We start from the raw sequence: 16,266 nt of genomic DNA on the forward strand, positions 1-16,266 counted from the left end.
GGCGGCGGCGGTGGTGGCAACACTGGCGGCGGCGGCGGCAACAACCGCGGTGGCGGCGGAGCTGGTGGCCCACGCAAACGTTAAGCAATAAGCAAATGCTTTAAATTTTTTTTCGCGGGAAGCTAAAACTTGCTACGAAAAAAAATTTAAAGCTGGGCTTAGAATATTTCAATCCAAAGCAGTACCTTTGCCAGACTTTTTCAAAAAGCTGGCAGGTTTTGGCTATTTTACTGAAATTCTGCTAAATACATAAACAATGTTACAGCCTAAGAGAACGAGATACCGCAAGCAGCAGAAGGGCAGAATGAAAGGTCTGGCCATCAAGGGCGGCACAATAGCATTTGGGACTTTTGGCCTTAAGGCAATTACAGGTGCACGGCTTACCAACCGTCAGATCGAATCGGCTCGTATTGCAATGACTCGTTCTATGAAACGTGAAGGTAAAGTGTGGATCCGCATTTTCCCCGACAAACCCATCACCAAGAAACCTCAAGAGGTGCGGATGGGTAAAGGTAAGGGCGCCGTGGATCACTGGGTAGCACAGGTAAAACCAGGTCGCATCATGTTTGAGCTCGACGGCGTTACTGCTGAAGTAGCCCACGAAGCACTGCGTCTTGCTGCGCAAAAATTGCCAGTATTGACCAAAATCGTGACTCGTCCCGATGCTACCGTTTAATGCATTACGCATTTAGATAGTTGTCAGATATTAGTTTTGGCGCAATGCAACTTGCATTGGTGCGGAAACCCAATCTGGCAGCGATGCTTTATATCAAAATTAATTTTTTAAGCCAATGGCAAACAACAAGTTAACAGGGCTAAAAGAGTTGACTGAGGAGGTTTTGCAAGAAGAACTTGACAACTCCGAGTCGCTCTACCGTAAAATGAAGTTTGAGCATGCCATCAAAGGGTTAGCAAACCCGATGGAGCTGCGCGATCTTCGCCGTAATATTGCCCGGCTCAACAATGAGCTACGTAGTCGGCAGGTTGCTACAATGAGTGCGGATGAGTTGGCACTACGTTCTAAAATTCGTGCAAGACGTCGTAAAAAGTAAGGAAGATGGAAAGGAATCTGAGAAAAACGCGTGTCGGCGTCGTGACAAGCAACAAAATGAACAAAACCGTTGCTGTAACAGTAGAGCGTAAGCTGCGCCACCCTATTTACGGTAAATTCGTGAAGAAGACCAAGAGTTTTATGGCCCACGATGAGAACAATGATTGCAGCATCGGCGATGTTGTGAAAATCATGGAAACTCGTCCCCTGAGCAAACTCAAGCGCTGGCGCTTGGTCGAAATCATCGAAAGAGCAAAATAACCCATGGCTTTAGCCTTGGGTTGAAATCCGTGTGTTTACGATTTATTCTTCCTGCAAAGGAGATAAATCCTCTAAAACCAGACGTCAACCATGATCCAACAGGAATCCAGACTCAAAGTAGCCGACAATAGCGGAGCCAAAGAAGTGCTCTGCATCCGTGTACTCGGTGGTTCAGGCCGCCGCTACGCGTCAGTAGGCGATAAAATTGTCGTTGCCGTGAAAGATGCTTCCCCAGGAGGCATCAAAAAAGGTAGCGTTTCCAAAGCTGTTATCGTTCGTACCAAAAAGGAAATTCGCCGTAAAGACGGTTCCTATATCCGTTTCGACGACAACGCTTGCGTATTGTTGAACAACCAAGACGAGCCACGTGGAACCCGTATTTTCGGCCCAGTAGCTCGTGAGTTGCGCGAGAAGGAGTATATGCGTATTGTATCTCTTGCTCCTGAGGTACTTTAACCCAAGCGTCGCAAGCGCTATCAATTCGTCGAACAATGGCAGATAAAAAAACAAATACAAAAAGACATCTTCCCAAACTTAAGATCAAGAAGGGAGATATGGTCTTTGTGATCGCTGGCGCCTATAAAAATCTCACAGAGACTAGAGAGGTGCTAGAAGTGTATCCGGCTGAAAACCGTGCACTGATCAAGGATGTTAACGTGCGCATGAAACACCGCAAAGCTACGCAAGACGCAGCTGGCGGCATCGAAGAAATGCTGGCACCCATCCACATCTCCAACCTCATGATTGTAGACCCGAAAGAAGGCAAACCTTCTCGTGTAGGACGTAAAGAGGTTGATGGCAAGTTGGTTCGTTATTCTAAAAAATCAGGCGAAATCATTAAGTGATGAGTTACTTTCCTAGACTGAAGACAAAATACAATGAGGAGGTGATCAGTGCCTTGATGGAACAGTTCCAATACAGCTCCATCATGGAAGTGCCTCGCTTGGTTAAGATTTCGATCAACCAAGGTATCGGTGCTGCTACCCAGGATAAAAAAATGGTTGACAATGCGATCGAAGAAATGACGCGTATTGCTGGCCAGAAAGCAGTTCCTACTAGAGCTAAGACCTCTATTTCTAACTTTAAACTGCGTGAAGGCATGCCAATCGGCGCTCGGGTTACCCTGCGCAATATTCGCATGTACGAGTTCTTGGATCGTTTGATCTCTGCTGCTCTTCCTCGCGTACGTGACTTCCGTGGCATCAACGACAAAAGTTTCGACGGTCGTGGCAACTATTCAATGGGCATTACCGAGCAGATCATCTTCCCGGAAATCGACATTGAAAAGATCACCCGCATGGCTGGTTTCGACATTACGTTCGTAACTACTGCCAAAACCGATGCTGAAGCGTTGGCATTGTTGAAACTGTTGGGTCTTCCATTCAAGAACCAGAAAACAAACTAATATACCGTGGCAAAGAAGTCAATTATCGCTCGGGAAGTAAAAAGAGCCAAGTTGGTTGCTAAATACGCAGATTTGCGTAAGCGACTGAAGGAGGAAGGCAACTGGGAAGAACTGGATAAACTGCCCCGCAACTCTAACCCTATTCGTATGCACAACCGTTGTCAGTTGACCGGTCGTCCAAAGGGTTACATGCGCCAGTTTGGTCTTTGCCGGAATAAATTCCGCGAAATGGCCCTTTATGGCAAAATTCCCGGTATAACCAAGAGCAGTTGGTAAACAGCAATTTATTAACAGTTGGTCAGGTTCCGCGTTTATGGATAACTTGTTGAAAAACAGGTTTAGAGAACGGAAAACCGGCTAGCGAAACATCATAACGATGGCATTTTCAGATCCTATCGCAGATTATCTGACGCGCATTCGCAACGCGCAGCAAGCGGGACACCGCATCGTAGATATTCCTGCTTCTAAGTTGAAAAAAGCAATCACCGAGATTCTTTACGAGCAAGGTTATATCCTGAAATACAAGTTTGAGGACAACGTAGGTAAAGGTGGTCAGGGGTTGATCAAAGTCGCATTGAAGTATGACCCGATTACCCGTAAGCCGGTGATTCGTGAGTTAGGCCGCATTTCTAAGCCTGGTTTGCGTAAGTACGCTAAAGCTGACGGGCTTCCTCGGATTATCAATGGTCTTGGTTTGGCAATTGTTTCTACTTCGCAAGGCGTGATGTCTGACAAGAAAGCACGCGAGTTGAATGTAGGTGGCGAATTGCTCTGCTACATTTATTAATTAACCACTCAAATCAACTAAGATGTCTCGAGTAGGTAGAGCTCCGATCGAACTTCCCAAGGGGATAGAAATAAATGTCAGCAAGGGCAATCTGGTTACAGTAAAGGGCCCTAAAGGTCAATTGCAACAACAAATTGATCCAGATCTGACACTTGAAATTGGCGATTGCTCATTGGAAGTTAAACGTCCAACTGACCAAAAACGCCACCGTGAAGTACATGGTTTGTACCGTGCCTTGATCAACAACATGGTTAATGGTGTTTCCACTGGCTATGTGAAAGAAATGGAGATTTTCGGGGTAGGTTTTCGTGCGACCAGTAATGGACAGTGGCTAGAACTGAGCTTGGGTTTTTCTCACCCCATTATCTTTCGCATTCCACAGGAAGTTAAGGTAGAAACCCGCCAGGATAAAGGTCAGAACCCAATCATCAAATTGGAGTGCATCGACAAAGAACTCCTTGGTCAGGTATGTGCCAAAATCCGTGGCTTCCGTAAACCAGAGCCTTACAAAGGCAAAGGGATTCGTTTTGTCGGTGAAGCCATTCGCCGCAAAGCCGGTAAGACCAGCGGTAAAAAGTAAGGGTAACCCTGCGTGGTTACCCTTGGGTGCTCATATGGGCAACCATATAGGGTTGCCCCAACAGGATCGCCCAAACGCAAATAAAAACAGGACCTTGGGTTTGGCAGCATAGCCCTACACTAAGGTTATAAACCAAAAGTGATATGAAACTCACTAAAGAAAATAAAAGACGGCGGATTCACAACCGCGTTCGTAAAAAAATTACGGGCACGGCAGCAAGACCACGTCTTTCTGTATACCGCAGCAACAAGTCAATTTATGCCCAGATCATCGATGATTTGACGGGTCATACCTTGACTTCTGCTTCCTCTGTTGAAGAGGCAGTGGAAAAAACTGTGAATAAATCTGAGCAAGCAAAAGCTGTGGGCAAAATCATAGCTGAACGTGCTACTCAGTTGAACATCAGTGCCGTAGTATTTGACCGCGGCGGTTATCTGTACCATGGTCGGGTGAAAGCGTTAGCCGATGGCGCGCGCGAAGCCGGATTATCTTTCTAAAAACCATTAACCATACAAGATAATGGCTAAACAGAGTGCACACAGGGTAGCTCCTGCCGAAACAGAACTCAAAGAAAAGCTGGTACAGCTCAACCGCGTAGCGAAGGTTACCAAAGGTGGTCGTACATTCAGCTTTGCTGCAATTGTTGTAGTAGGTGATGGAAAAGGAACAGTTGGTCACGGCTTGGGTAAAGCCCGCGACGTTTCCGAAGCCATCGCCAAAGCCGTAGACGATGCCAAGAAAAACTTGGTTCGTGTACCTATATACAAAGGAACAATTCCTCATGAAGTAAAAGGTAAATTCAAAGCCGGTAGCGTTTTGATCAGACCTGCTTCTGATGGTACTGGGGTAATCGCTGGTGGCGCCATGCGCGCTGTACTGGAAATCGCCGGAGTACACAATGTATTGGCAAAATCTCAAGGTTCGTCCAACCCACACAACGTGGTTAAAGCAACCATCACTGCACTTTCACTGCTGCGTGACCCAGGGGTAATTGCCAAGCAACGGAATATTTCTCTGGATAAAATGTTCAATGGTTGATCGGGCGCCATGTCCGCATCGTTTTGTTCATGTTTTAAAACAAGAAGATCATGGCTAAGATCAAAATTACCAAGGTCAAAAGCACGATCGATCGTCCTAAAAATCAAAAGCTTACCATGACTGCCCTCGGGTTGAACAAGGTAAGTTCCACTGTGGTGCACGAAGTTACGCCACAGATTTTAGGGATGGTACGTGTGGTAGCCCACCTCGTGAAGGTGGAAGATGTGAAGGAATAATTTCTTTGACGAATGGCAACTCTCGGTGGGGAATCGTTATTTTTTATAACTTGCGTGTTCACCGCTGATTTGCTCAAAACATAATGCAATGGAATTGCATAATTTGAAACCTGCACAAGGTTCTAATAAAAGTAGAAAACGCATTGCGCGTGGCCAGGGTTCTGGTCACGGTGGTACTTCTACTCGTGGTCACAAGGGGGACGGGGCTCGTTCTGGTCACTACACCAAGCGCAACTTTGAAGGTGGTCAAATGCCACTACAAATGCGTTTGCCAAAAGTCGGCTTTAAGAACCCGAACCGCGTAAGCTACGTTCCATTTAACTTGGGTCAAATTCAGGAAATCGCCGAAAAACACGGCGTTGATACCATTAGCGCAGCATTTTTACTGGAAAAAGGCTATACCAGCCGAACTGAGAAAGTAAAGATTTTGGGTGCAGGTGAACTGACCACTAAATTGAATGTAAGTGCTCACGCGTGTTCTGCATCTGCCAAGGAAGCCATCGAGAAACTCGGCGGAAGTGTAAATATCGCTTAATTCTGAACGATGAAAAGGTTTTTCACCACTCTTCGTAACATTTGGGAGATCAAGGAATTGCGTACGCGCATTTTGTTCACACTCGGAATGATCCTGATCTTCCGCGTTGGCTCCTTTGTTGTACTCCCAGGCGTGCTTCCTTCGGTTTTGGAAGCACAATCTCAAAGTGACGACAACTCGCTTTTGGGGTTGATCAACGCTTTCACCGGTGGCGCCTTTAGCCAAGCTTCGGTTTTTGCATTGGGTATCATGCCCTACATTACCGCTTCGATCATCATTCAGTTGTTGGGCTTTGCCGTTCCTTACTTCCAACGTTTGCAAACCAAAGAAGGGGAATCCGGCCGCAAAAAGCTTAACTCGATCACCCGTTTGTTGACGGTAGCCATTACTTTGGTACAAGGTGGCGGCTACCTGCGCTACTTGTTCTTCTTGAAAGCAGTAGATCCCAACATTCCTCAAGGTATCTTTTGGTTCTCCAACATCATCATTCTGGCTGCCGGTACGGTATTCGCGATGTGGTTGGGTGAAAAGATTACTGATCGGGGTTTGGGCAACGGTGTTTCCTTGATTATCATGGCGGGTATCATTGCACGTCTTCCTTTTGCTTTGGGCTTCGAATTCCAATCTCAGTTGGACAGCAATGGTTTGTTGTTCTTTGTTGTGGAAATGGCGCTTTGGTTTGGGGTCGTCTTGCTCTCGATCATGATCATTCAGGCGGTCCGACGAATACCCATCCAAATGGCTAAAAAAGCCGTCGGGAGAAACGATGGTACTGGTATGCGCTCCGAGCAGGACTACATTCCGCTTAAGTTGAACGCGTCCGGCGTTATGCCCATCATCTTTGCACAGGCTTTGATGTTTTTGCCTACCACGGCATCTCAATTCAGTGCAACGGGTGGTACTGCAACTACCGGTATTCTGGCTGCTTTAAACGACTTCACTAGTGTGCCTTACAACGTAGTCTACTTCCTGTTGATCGTTGTTTTCACCTATGTGTATACCGCTCTGATCGTCAACCCGCAAAATTATGCGGAATACCTCAAGCGCAACAACGCTTTCATTCCTTCGGTAAAACCAGGGCAACCAACTGCTGATTACATCGATGCCATTACTTCCCGCATTACCCTGCCTGGTGCAGTATTTCTGGGAATTATTGCGATTCTGCCTGCATTTGCAGCTGCAATCGGCATCAACCGTAACTTCGCTGTGTTCTTTGGTGGTACTTCCTTGCTGATCATGATTTCCGTTATTCTGGATACCCTGCAGCAAATTGAAAGCCATTTGTTGATGCGCAAGTACGAAGGTTTGACTAAGTCTGGACGGATTCAAGGCCGTTCCACACAAAGCCGCCTCCAAGGTATTGGCGACTCAATCTAGACGAGTTTTATCCAAAACTTCGCTCAATTAAAGGCGGTTGGTAAATTGGCCAGTCGCCTTTAATTGCTAGTGATCGAGTGCAATTGGTCATTTTTTACTGTTGACCATACTCAATAATGACTCTATGGTATATTACAAAACAGATGAAGAGGTAGAATACATCCGCAAAAGTTGTCTCCTGGTTTGTGACGCTTTAGCTCATGTAGCCTCTATCATTCGTCCGGGTATTACCGCCAAAGAGATTGATACCGCTGCTGAAACATTGATTCGCGATCACGGTGCAGTACCTGCATTTAAAGGATATCGTGGCTTTCCAGCCACCCTTTGTGTTTCCATCAATGAGCAGGTAGTCCACGGCATTCCTACGGGATCCATCATTTTTAACGATGGAGACATCGTCTCTGTCGACTGTGGGGTGCAATGGAACGGTTTTTTTGGTGATGCGGCCTATACTTTTCCGCTGGGCAATGTCAGCGAAAAAGTAATGGAACTATGCCGGATAACCAAAACCTCGCTTTACAAAGGGATTGAACAGGCTGTTGTTGGCCACCGCGTAGGTGACATCAGCTTTGCTATTCAAAATTACGTAGAGAAAGGTTTCAATCTCGGTATTGTACGTGAATTGGTTGGACATGGGGTTGGTCGTAATTTGCACGAAGAACCCGAAGTTCCCAATTACGGCAAACGAGGCAAAGGCATAAAAATGCTGGACGGCTTGGTCATTGCAATTGAACCGATGGTGAACCTGGGAAAAAAAGAAGTGATGACGGCCAAAGATGGCTGGACGGTTGCCGCTAAGGACCGCCTCCCTTCGGCTCACTACGAACATACCGTGGTGGTCCGCCGTCAAAAAGCAGACATTCTTTCCAGTCACGTACCTATTGAGGCTGCAATTGCCAAAAATAGTGAAGTAAGGGAGGTAAGTTTAAAGGGTGTAGGGGTGTTACAACCCGCCTAAATTGACTTATTGCCCATTAACTGTAATTTTTTTCAAGGAATGAGGAGAAAGATCAACAAACATGTTTATCTTTGCACTCCGAAATCGGACCATGGCTAAAAAAGATTTGATCAAACAAGACGGAATTATTGAAGAAGCACTCTCTAATGCAATGTTCAGAGTGCGTCTCGAAAATGATCACCAGATCATTGCCACCATTTCCGGGAAAATGCGTATGAACTACATCCGTATTCTCCCAGGTGACAAAGTTTCGGTGGAAATGTCTCCCTACGATTTGTCGCGGGGGCGCATCATTTATCGCTACAAGTAACTGCCGTCCGCTGTTTGGAATACCTGATAAACAACTCGAACCATGAAAGTTAGAGCATCTGTTAAGAAACGATCCGTAGATTGTAAGATCGTACGCAGGAAGGGCAAGGTTTACATCATTAACAAGAAAAATCCTAAGCTTAAGCAGCGCCAGGGTTAATCCCCGTTGCTGCCAGGATCATTAAAAGCACACGAAGATGGCTCGTATCGCAGGTATCGATCTACCCAGACACAAGCGCGGCGTTATTGCCCTTACTTATATCTTTGGCGTTGGTGCAACCACCGCTAGTAAAGTATTGGCTGAAGCTGGTGTAAGTGAAGACACGAAGGTAGAAGCTTGGACTGACGACAACATTCGCGAGATTTCTCGCATTGTCACTTCCCAGTACAAGACAGAAGGTGAACTGAAAACAGAAGTTACGATGAGCATCAAGCGTTTGCAGGATATCGCCTGCTACCGCGGATTGCGTCACCGTAAAGGACTACCTCTGCGTGGACAACGCACTCGTACAAATGCTCGTACGCGTAAGGGACCACGTAAAACGGTGGCTAACAAGAAGAAAGCAACCAAGTAATATCGGCATAGAAGAAGTCGAAGCTTTTGGAGCCAACCCACGATTTCAATCGTGGGAAAATAACCTTCAAAATACCTTCAGCGTTCTTTTATGTGCCTGATTCAAAAACATTTTTATTAAATGGCAAAGGCGAACAAGAAAGTTAAGAAGCGCAATGTAAAAGTTGAATCGGAAGGGTACGCATTCGTACAGGCTACGTTCAACAACATCATTGTCTCGTTAACTAACAAAACTGGCCAGGTGATATCCTGGTCTTCAGCAGGTAAGTCGGGGTTCAAAGGTTCAAAAAAGAACACCCCTTATGCCGCTCAGGTGGCTGCGACAGATGCAGGTAAGGTAGCTTACGATGCAGGAATGCGTGTTGCTGAAGTTTTCGTTAAAGGTCCGGGCTCTGGCCGTGAAGCCGCTATCCGCGCGCTTGACCAAGCTGGCATCCGTGTTACGAAAATTAAAGATGTAACGCCGGTACCCCACAATGGCTGCCGCCCTCCGAAACGTAGACGTGTATAATCCTTAAAAGCAATTTATCACAATGGCAAGATATACGGGTCCAAAGACCAAGAAAGCAAGATCGTTCGGAGAAGCCATTTACGGTCCTGATAAGTACTTTGAACGGCGCAAGTTCCCTCCTGGGCAGCACGGCACAAGTCGCAAACGCAAACAGCGTTCCGATTACGCAGTTCAGTTAACTGAAAAGCAAAAAGCTAAATATATCTATGGTGTTTTGGAACGTCAGTTCCGCGGCACCTTTGAAAGAGCAACTGCCAAGCACGGAGTAACCGGCGAATGGTTGCTCAAGTTGCTCGAAGCTCGTTTGGATAACGTGGTTTTCCGAATCGGTTTGGCACGTACTCGCAGCGGTGCGCGTCAATTGGTTAGCCACAAACACATCCTGGTAAACGGTATCGTATCCAACAGTCCTTCTCACCAGCTTCGCCCCGGCGACGTGATTTCCGTACGTGGAAAATCTCAAAGCATGGATGTGATCAAGGACAGCGTTGCCAACCGTAACCCAGAATCACGCAGATACACTTGGCTGGAATTCAGCCCAGATAAACTAGAGGGTCGTTTCATTGAATATCCTACTCGGGACATGATTCCAGAGAAGATCAATGAACAGCTGATCGTCGAATTGTACTCTAAGTAATCGCAACGTTTAGGTGCTTAAAGGTTTTATTTTATAGCTGGAGAATGAACAATTCGAAGGTATAAAATAAAGCCTTTAAGTGCTTCAACATACTTTGTTTGAAGATCAACGTTGGAAGACGTTCTGACGTGTAGAGACCGGTCAATTCATCCTTCTCAAAGTCCATTATCCGCATATGAGCATTCTTAATTTCCAGAAGCCGGACAAGATCGTAATGCAAAAAGCCAACGATTTTGAAGGTCTTTTTGAGTTTAAACCCCTTGAACCAGGCTTCGGTCAAACTGTAGGCAACTCCCTTCGCCGGGTATTGCTTTCTTCCCTGGAAGGCTATGCAATTTCTGCAGTGCGCGTCGCTGGTGTCGACCATGAGTTCGGTACCATCCGTGGCGTTGTAGAAGATGTAGTGGAGATCATCCTGAACCTCAAGCAAGTTCGCCTGAAGAAAATGATGGGTGATGACGACATCAACACCGAAAAAGTCTACCTCACCATCAACGGTAAGGAAGAGTTTCGTGCTGGTGATATCGAAGACCACACCAACGTTTTCCGGGTGATGAACCCTGAACTGTTGTTGTGCACCATGGAGCCATTCGTCAACCTGGAGGTGGAATTAACCATCACCAAGGGCCGTGGCTACGTTCCTGCCGACGACAACCTGCCTAAAGATGCACCCATCGGCGTAATTCCGGTTGATGCCATCTATACCCCGATCAAAAATGTGGCTTACCGCATCGAGAATACCCGGGTAGGGCAACGTACCGACTACGAAAAGTTGACCATTGAGGTGAAAACGGACGGAACCATCCACCCCGAAGACGCCATCAAGGAAGCTTCTCGTATCATGATTCAGCACCTGATGCTGATCACCGATGAAAACATCACCTTCGATGACGCTTCCAGCCGCGAAGACAACATTGTGGACGAGCACATCCTCCACATGCGTAAGCTGCTGAAAACTTCTCTCGAAGATCTGGACCTGTCCGTTCGTGCGTACAACTGTCTCAAAGCTGCCAAGATCAACACCCTGGCCGAATTGGTACACTACGATACCCACGAGCTACTCAAGTTCCGCAACTTTGGTAAGAAGTCTTTGGTAGAAATCGAAGAACTCCTCCAAGAAAAGGGACTCACCTTCGGCATGGACTTGTCCAAGTACAAACTCGACGAAGAATAGCCCAGGGCTTCAGCCTTAGGTACGGCAACCCACGGTTTTAACCGTGGGAGCCCACATACGATACAACCCATGGCTTTTGCCGTGGGTGATTGGTAACCCGCGTGATCTCGGTCGCGCACCTTGCAATAACCGTCGCTTCCCGCGATCGTGTTGCGAAGACAAGAACTCAATAAAATGAGACACGGAAAAAAACACAACCACCTTGGCCGTAAGGCTGAGCACCGCCAGGCGCTATTGGCGAACCTGAGCATCGCGCTGATTACTCACAAGCGCATCACCACTACATTGGCCAAGGCAAAAGCACTGCGTGTGCATTTGGAGCCGCTGATAACCAAAGCCAAAGATGACTCTACGCACAACCGCCGCGTAGTGTTCAGCTACCTCCAGAACAAGGAGGCGCTCAAGGAGTTGTTTGATGTAGTTGGACCAAAGGTTGGCGATCGCCCCGGTGGTTACCTGCGCGTCATCAAGATTGGTTTCCGTCGTAGTGACGCATCCGACATGGCGATCATTGAGTTCGTAGACTTCAACGACTTGTACAACCAAGGTGCTGAAACCAAAACGGATAGCAAACGTCGCCGTCGTGGCCGTGGTGCAAAGACAAAAACTGAAGCTGCTGCTGCTCCTGCAACAACTGCTGAAGTTGCTGAAACAACTGAAGAAACTGCTACTGAAGCAGAAGATAAGGAATAAACCAATACGGATTATTCAGGAAAGGGCGATGCCGGGGAGACCTGGTGTCGCCTTTTTTGTTGTGAGGGTAATTAGAAGTTGTAATCCCCGAAAAAAAAATCCTCAATCTTTCACTTTTCCTCCCCTTTTTCCCCATCAATCATTAATTTTGCACCCAAATTAAAGCAATGGAAGAGAAGTTCAGTAAAGAACCCAATTATACCCCCGCGATTCTATTACTGGAAGATGGTACCGTTTACCACGGGAAGGCTGCCGGAAAGATTGGCACCACCACTGGCGAAATCTGCTTCAACACCGGAATGACGGGCTACCAGGAAATTTTTACGGATCCTTCCTACTTCGGTCAATTGTTGGTGACCACCAATGCACACATTGGCAACTACGGCACCAAATCCAGTGAAGTAGAGTCAGGCAGCATCAAAATTGCCGGCCTCATTTGCAAAAACTTCACCGTTCAATATTCCCGCGACCAAGCCGACGACAACATCCAGGATTATTTCGAAAAAGAAGGCCTCGTAGGCATCTCCGACGTGGATACCCGTGCTATTGTGCGGCACATCCGCCACAAAGGTGCCATGAATGCCATTATTTCTTCCGAAATTTTGGATATTGTGGAATTGAAAAAAGTGTTGGCAAAAGTGCCTTCCATGGATGGGCTGGAACTGGCGTCCAAAGTGAGTACCACCGAGCCCTATTACATTGGTGATCCCAATGCCAAGCACAAGGTGGCGGTACTGGATTTTGGCACCAAGCGCAATATCCTGGAGTGTATGTCCGATCGCGGCTGCTACCTCAAGGTATTCCCGGCCAAAACGACTATGCCTGAATTGCAGGAATTCAATCCAGACGGCTTCTTTTTCTCCAATGGCCCTGGCGACCCTGCCGCGATGGATTACGCCATCAACACGGCCAAGGAAATCCTGAAGCAGGAAAAACCCATTTTTGGGATTTGTTTGGGCCATCAATTGTTGGCTTTGGCACTGGATATTCCAACCTACAAAATGTTCAACGGCCACCGGGGCATCAACCACCCAGTGAAAAACCTGCTGACTGGACATTGTGAGATCACTAGCCAAAACCACGGTTTTGGGGTAGATCCTCAGGCGATTCGCGACAAAGAAGCAACCGTGGAAGTCACCCACATCAACCTCAATGATGATACCATTGAGGGGATTCGGGTCAAGGGTAAAAAAGCTTTTTCGGTACAATACCACCCGGAGGCAGCTCCTGGGCCACACGACGCACGTTACCTGTTTGACGAGTTTGTCAAATTGATGCAGTAATACAAACACCTGCCGGTATTGAAGTTGTTTTTTTATTGGAACAACTCCAGTTTTCGGCGTACCTTTTTCACCAAACAACACAAGGACTTATGAGTACCATTGTTGATGTTCACGCCCGGCAGATTCTCGACTCCCGCGGCAACCCAACGGTAGAAGTGGAAGTAACCACTGAAGACGGTTATTTTGGCCGTGCTGCCGTTCCATCCGGTGCTTCAACGGGCAAACACGAAGCAGTAGAGCTTCGCGACAATGACAAAAGCCAGTACCTTGGCAAAAGTGTAAACAAGGCAGTAAGCAACGTAATTGAAGAAATTGCGGATGAGCTGATTGGCTTGGATGCTACCGAGCAAGTTTACATCGATAAACTGCTCATTGAGCTGGATGGTACCGAAAATAAAAGCAAATTGGGCGCAAATGCCATTTTGGGCGTTTCCCTAGCGGTAGCCAAAGCCGCAGCTGAAGCTTGTGGCCAACCGCTGTACCGCTACATCGGTGGAGTAAATGCCGCTACGCTGCCAGTACCCATGATGAATATCCTCAACGGTGGTTCCCATGCTGACAACAGCATCGACTTCCAGGAGTTCATGATCATGCCGATTGGTGCACCCACTTTCTCTGAGGCATTGCGTTGGGGAGCAGAAGTGTTCCACAACCTGAAAACGGTACTCAAGAAAAACGGTTACTCTACCAACGTAGGCGATGAAGGTGGTTTTGCCCCCAACATCAAGTCCAACGAAGAGGCCATCGAGATTGTACTGCAATCGATCGAAGTAGCTGGCTATCGCCCCGGCGAAGACATCGTAATTGCGATGGACGCTGCGGCTTCCGAGTTCTACAACGAAGAAGAAAAAGTATACCATTTCCACAAATCCAGCGGCGACAAGTTGACTTCATCCGAAATGGTGAGTTATTGGAAAAGCTGGGTGGATAAATATCCGATTGTATCCATCGAAGACGGTTTGGCTGAAGACGATTGGGATACCTGGGTAGAAATGACCAGGGTATTGGGTAGCCGCCTGCAAATTGTAGGTGACGACTTCTTTGTGACCAACACCAAGCGCTTGCGTGAAGGGATTGCCAGAAATGCAGCCAACTCGATTTTGATCAAAGTCAACCAAATTGGTACTTTGACCGAAACCATTCAGGCGGTTGATTTGGCGACCCGTAATGCCTATACTTCCGTCATGAGCCACCGCTCTGGCGAAACCGAAGATACTACCATTGCCGATTTGGCCGTTGCATTGAATACCGGACAAATCAAAACGGGCTCAATGTCGCGCTCTGACCGGGTCGCTAAATACAACCAACTCCTGCGCATTGAGGAGGAATTGGCTGAGGCGGCGATCTATCCAGGTGCGGGCATTTTCCGCTGGCGGTAAGGGCAACCCTACGTGGTTGCCCCTAAGTGGTTGCCCCTAAGTGGTTGCCCCTACCGGGCGGCCACAAAGGGCCGCCCCAACAATAAAACCTGAAAATTCATGAGCACTAACCCAATCCAACCCTTCATCAATCTGATTCCTGGCCCATTTCGGAATCGCTACGTTTTGGTGTTGACGGTTTTTTTCTTTTGGATGATCTTCATCGACAAACACGATGTGATCACGCAATGGCGATTGCAAAAAACCAAAGACAAGTTGGAGCAGGATAAGGCTTACTACGCTAAAAAAATTCAAGAGGCCGAGCGGCAACGCAAAAACCTCCAGAAAAATGGCGAACAGTTTGCCCGGGAAAAGTACTACATGAAGAAGGAAGGGGAGGATGTGTTCATCATTGAAGAAGAAAAATAAATAGCAAGGGATAAAGTACTCTAGCTTCACCCTCATCGGCACTTCGGCTTCGCTCAGTGACCGATGAGGGTGAAGCTAGAGCACTTTATCCCCCAAACACTCATTCATATGTCGGTTCTCGTTAATAAGAATTCCCGGATCATTGTACAGGGGTTCACAGGCAAGGAGGGCACCTTCCACGCCACACAAATGTTGGAGTACAAGACCAACCTGATCGGTGGAGTTACTCCGGGTAAAGGTGGAACAACACATTTGGACAAACCAGTTTGGGATACCGTTGAACAAGCGGTAAAGCAAGGGGGAGCCGACGTATCGGTGATTTTTGTGCCACCTGCATTTGCTGCGGATGCCATCATGGAAGCTGCGGATGCGGGCATCAAAGTTATCATCTGCATCACGGAAGGGATTCCAGTACAGGATATGGTGAAGGTAAAGGCGTACATCGCCAACCGCGATTGCCGCCTGATTGGACCAAACTGCCCAGGTGTAATTACGCCAGATGAAGCCAAGTGTGGCATCATGCCCGGCTTTATCCACAAAAAAGGGAGCATTGGTATTGTTTCCCGCTCTGGCACATTGACCTACGAAGCGGTGGATCAAGTGACCAAAGCTGGCCTGGGCCAATCGACCTGTATCGGCATCGGTGGCGACCCCATCGTAGGGACTTCTACCAAAGAAGCGGTTGAACTGCTGATGAACGACCCTGAAACCGAAGCCATCATCATGATTGGTGAAATTGGTGGGGGTATGGAAGCTGAAGCGGCCCGTTATGTAAAAAAATATGGCACCAAGCCTGTAGTAGGATTCATCGCTGGCCAAACTGCGCCAAAAGGCCGCAAAATGGGCCACGCAGGTGCGATCATCGGTGGTGATGAAGATACGGCTGAGGCAAAGATGAAAATTATGGAAGAGTGTGGTATTCATGTGGTGCATTCTCCAGCGGATTTGGGGAGTACCGTGTTGAAAGCACTTGGAAGATAATTAAACTTCGATTCATTTATATAAGAGCGTAAAGGTGTAGCAATGCACCTTTACGCTCTTGTTGTTTTATCCGCGTAGTAGTGGGGCAA

The 16,266-nt window shown here is 47.4% G+C and carries 26 protein-coding genes; all 26 read left to right on the forward strand.

What is annotated here, in order from left to right:
* Positions 1 to 256 precede the first annotated feature (256 nt).
* The 26 genes from rplP to sucD all read left to right on the forward strand — a co-directional run bounded on the left by rplP (position 257) and on the right by sucD (position 16,177).
* A complete protein-coding gene (gene rplP / locus ACEW9O_RS24890; RefSeq protein WP_373552934.1) occupies positions 257 to 676 on the forward strand; it encodes a 50S ribosomal protein L16 in 420 nt (139 codons plus the stop codon).
* Positions 677 to 791: 115 nt separating this feature from the next.
* The gene (rpmC, locus tag ACEW9O_RS24895) at positions 792 to 1,052 is read left to right on the forward strand and encodes a 50S ribosomal protein L29 (RefSeq protein WP_373552935.1); all 261 of its coding nucleotides are present in this window, start codon (positions 792 to 794) and stop codon (positions 1,050 to 1,052) included.
* A gap of 5 nt (positions 1,053 to 1,057) precedes the next feature.
* Positions 1,058 to 1,312 carry a 30S ribosomal protein S17 gene (gene rpsQ / locus ACEW9O_RS24900; RefSeq protein WP_373552936.1) on the forward strand — a complete coding sequence of 85 codons (255 nt, stop codon included), beginning with the start codon at positions 1,058 to 1,060 and terminating at the stop codon, positions 1,310 to 1,312.
* A 90-nt stretch (positions 1,313 to 1,402) separates the two neighbouring features.
* Entirely contained in the window at positions 1,403 to 1,768 is a 366-nt protein-coding gene (gene rplN / locus ACEW9O_RS24905; RefSeq protein ID WP_373552937.1) for a 50S ribosomal protein L14, read from the forward strand.
* A 35-nt stretch (positions 1,769 to 1,803) separates the two neighbouring features.
* Complete coding sequence (gene rplX, locus ACEW9O_RS24910; RefSeq protein ID WP_373552938.1) at positions 1,804 to 2,157, forward strand: 50S ribosomal protein L24; 354 nt, start codon at positions 1,804 to 1,806, stop codon at positions 2,155 to 2,157.
* Positions 2,157 to 2,717 carry a 50S ribosomal protein L5 gene (rplE, locus tag ACEW9O_RS24915; protein WP_373552939.1) on the forward strand — a complete coding sequence of 187 codons (561 nt, stop codon included), beginning with the start codon at positions 2,157 to 2,159 and terminating at the stop codon, positions 2,715 to 2,717. The genes rplX and rplE overlap by 1 nt, the downstream gene beginning before the upstream one ends.
* Before the next feature lie 6 nt (positions 2,718 to 2,723).
* Positions 2,724 to 2,993: a 30S ribosomal protein S14 gene (gene rpsN, locus ACEW9O_RS24920; protein ID WP_373552940.1), complete on the forward strand. Its 270-nt coding sequence runs from the start codon at positions 2,724 to 2,726 to the stop codon at positions 2,991 to 2,993.
* A gap of 100 nt (positions 2,994 to 3,093) precedes the next feature.
* Positions 3,094 to 3,504: a 30S ribosomal protein S8 gene (gene rpsH, locus ACEW9O_RS24925; RefSeq protein ID WP_373552941.1), complete on the forward strand. Its 411-nt coding sequence runs from the start codon at positions 3,094 to 3,096 to the stop codon at positions 3,502 to 3,504.
* Between the two features lie 22 nt (positions 3,505 to 3,526).
* A complete protein-coding gene (gene rplF, locus ACEW9O_RS24930) occupies positions 3,527 to 4,084 on the forward strand; it encodes a 50S ribosomal protein L6 (RefSeq protein ID WP_373552942.1) in 558 nt (185 codons plus the stop codon).
* Positions 4,085 to 4,227: 143 nt separating this feature from the next.
* Complete coding sequence (gene rplR, locus ACEW9O_RS24935; protein WP_373552943.1) at positions 4,228 to 4,581, forward strand: 50S ribosomal protein L18; 354 nt, start codon at positions 4,228 to 4,230, stop codon at positions 4,579 to 4,581.
* A 22-nt stretch (positions 4,582 to 4,603) separates the two neighbouring features.
* A complete protein-coding gene (rpsE, locus tag ACEW9O_RS24940) occupies positions 4,604 to 5,122 on the forward strand; it encodes a 30S ribosomal protein S5 (protein ID WP_373552944.1) in 519 nt (172 codons plus the stop codon).
* 50 nt (positions 5,123 to 5,172) lie between these two features.
* A complete protein-coding gene (gene rpmD / locus ACEW9O_RS24945) occupies positions 5,173 to 5,358 on the forward strand; it encodes a 50S ribosomal protein L30 (protein ID WP_373552945.1) in 186 nt (61 codons plus the stop codon).
* A gap of 88 nt (positions 5,359 to 5,446) precedes the next feature.
* The gene (rplO, locus tag ACEW9O_RS24950) at positions 5,447 to 5,893 is read left to right on the forward strand and encodes a 50S ribosomal protein L15 (RefSeq protein WP_373552946.1); all 447 of its coding nucleotides are present in this window, start codon (positions 5,447 to 5,449) and stop codon (positions 5,891 to 5,893) included.
* A 9-nt stretch (positions 5,894 to 5,902) separates the two neighbouring features.
* A complete protein-coding gene (secY, locus tag ACEW9O_RS24955) occupies positions 5,903 to 7,270 on the forward strand; it encodes a preprotein translocase subunit SecY (RefSeq protein WP_373552947.1) in 1,368 nt (455 codons plus the stop codon).
* 124 nt (positions 7,271 to 7,394) lie between these two features.
* On the forward strand, positions 7,395 to 8,228 hold the full coding sequence (gene map / locus ACEW9O_RS24960; protein ID WP_373552948.1) for a type I methionyl aminopeptidase: 834 nt from the start codon (positions 7,395 to 7,397) through the stop codon (positions 8,226 to 8,228).
* A 91-nt stretch (positions 8,229 to 8,319) separates the two neighbouring features.
* Entirely contained in the window at positions 8,320 to 8,538 is a 219-nt protein-coding gene (infA, locus tag ACEW9O_RS24965; RefSeq protein ID WP_013767136.1) for a translation initiation factor IF-1, read from the forward strand.
* A 42-nt stretch (positions 8,539 to 8,580) separates the two neighbouring features.
* Entirely contained in the window at positions 8,581 to 8,697 is a 117-nt protein-coding gene (gene rpmJ, locus ACEW9O_RS24970; RefSeq protein WP_044234117.1) for a 50S ribosomal protein L36, read from the forward strand.
* A gap of 37 nt (positions 8,698 to 8,734) precedes the next feature.
* Positions 8,735 to 9,112 (forward strand): 30S ribosomal protein S13, encoded by a 378-nt coding sequence (gene rpsM / locus ACEW9O_RS24975; RefSeq protein ID WP_373552949.1) that lies wholly within the window; start codon positions 8,735 to 8,737, stop codon positions 9,110 to 9,112.
* A 120-nt stretch (positions 9,113 to 9,232) separates the two neighbouring features.
* Complete coding sequence (rpsK, locus tag ACEW9O_RS24980) at positions 9,233 to 9,622, forward strand: 30S ribosomal protein S11 (protein ID WP_013767138.1); 390 nt, start codon at positions 9,233 to 9,235, stop codon at positions 9,620 to 9,622.
* A 22-nt stretch (positions 9,623 to 9,644) separates the two neighbouring features.
* The gene (gene rpsD, locus ACEW9O_RS24985) at positions 9,645 to 10,259 is read left to right on the forward strand and encodes a 30S ribosomal protein S4 (protein WP_373552950.1); all 615 of its coding nucleotides are present in this window, start codon (positions 9,645 to 9,647) and stop codon (positions 10,257 to 10,259) included.
* A gap of 175 nt (positions 10,260 to 10,434) precedes the next feature.
* Positions 10,435 to 11,433, forward strand: coding sequence for a DNA-directed RNA polymerase subunit alpha (locus ACEW9O_RS24990; RefSeq protein ID WP_373552951.1), 999 nt, complete (start codon positions 10,435 to 10,437; stop codon positions 11,431 to 11,433).
* A gap of 174 nt (positions 11,434 to 11,607) precedes the next feature.
* Positions 11,608 to 12,126, forward strand: a complete 519-nt coding sequence (gene rplQ, locus ACEW9O_RS24995) for a 50S ribosomal protein L17 (protein ID WP_373552952.1) — start codon at positions 11,608 to 11,610, stop codon at positions 12,124 to 12,126.
* Between the two features lie 167 nt (positions 12,127 to 12,293).
* On the forward strand, positions 12,294 to 13,409 hold the full coding sequence (carA, locus tag ACEW9O_RS25000; protein ID WP_373552953.1) for a glutamine-hydrolyzing carbamoyl-phosphate synthase small subunit: 1,116 nt from the start codon (positions 12,294 to 12,296) through the stop codon (positions 13,407 to 13,409).
* Between the two features lie 89 nt (positions 13,410 to 13,498).
* Positions 13,499 to 14,788, forward strand: coding sequence for a phosphopyruvate hydratase (gene eno / locus ACEW9O_RS25005; RefSeq protein ID WP_373552954.1), 1,290 nt, complete (start codon positions 13,499 to 13,501; stop codon positions 14,786 to 14,788).
* Positions 14,789 to 14,887: 99 nt separating this feature from the next.
* Positions 14,888 to 15,196: a septum formation initiator family protein gene (locus ACEW9O_RS25010; RefSeq protein ID WP_373552955.1), complete on the forward strand. Its 309-nt coding sequence runs from the start codon at positions 14,888 to 14,890 to the stop codon at positions 15,194 to 15,196.
* Positions 15,197 to 15,304: 108 nt separating this feature from the next.
* Positions 15,305 to 16,177, forward strand: a complete 873-nt coding sequence (gene sucD, locus ACEW9O_RS25015) for a succinate--CoA ligase subunit alpha (RefSeq protein WP_373552956.1) — start codon at positions 15,305 to 15,307, stop codon at positions 16,175 to 16,177.
* Positions 16,178 to 16,266 lie beyond the last annotated feature (89 nt).

The organism is Haliscomenobacter sp., assembly GCF_041740695.1.
Taxonomy (GTDB): domain Bacteria; phylum Bacteroidota; class Bacteroidia; order Chitinophagales; family Saprospiraceae; genus Haliscomenobacter.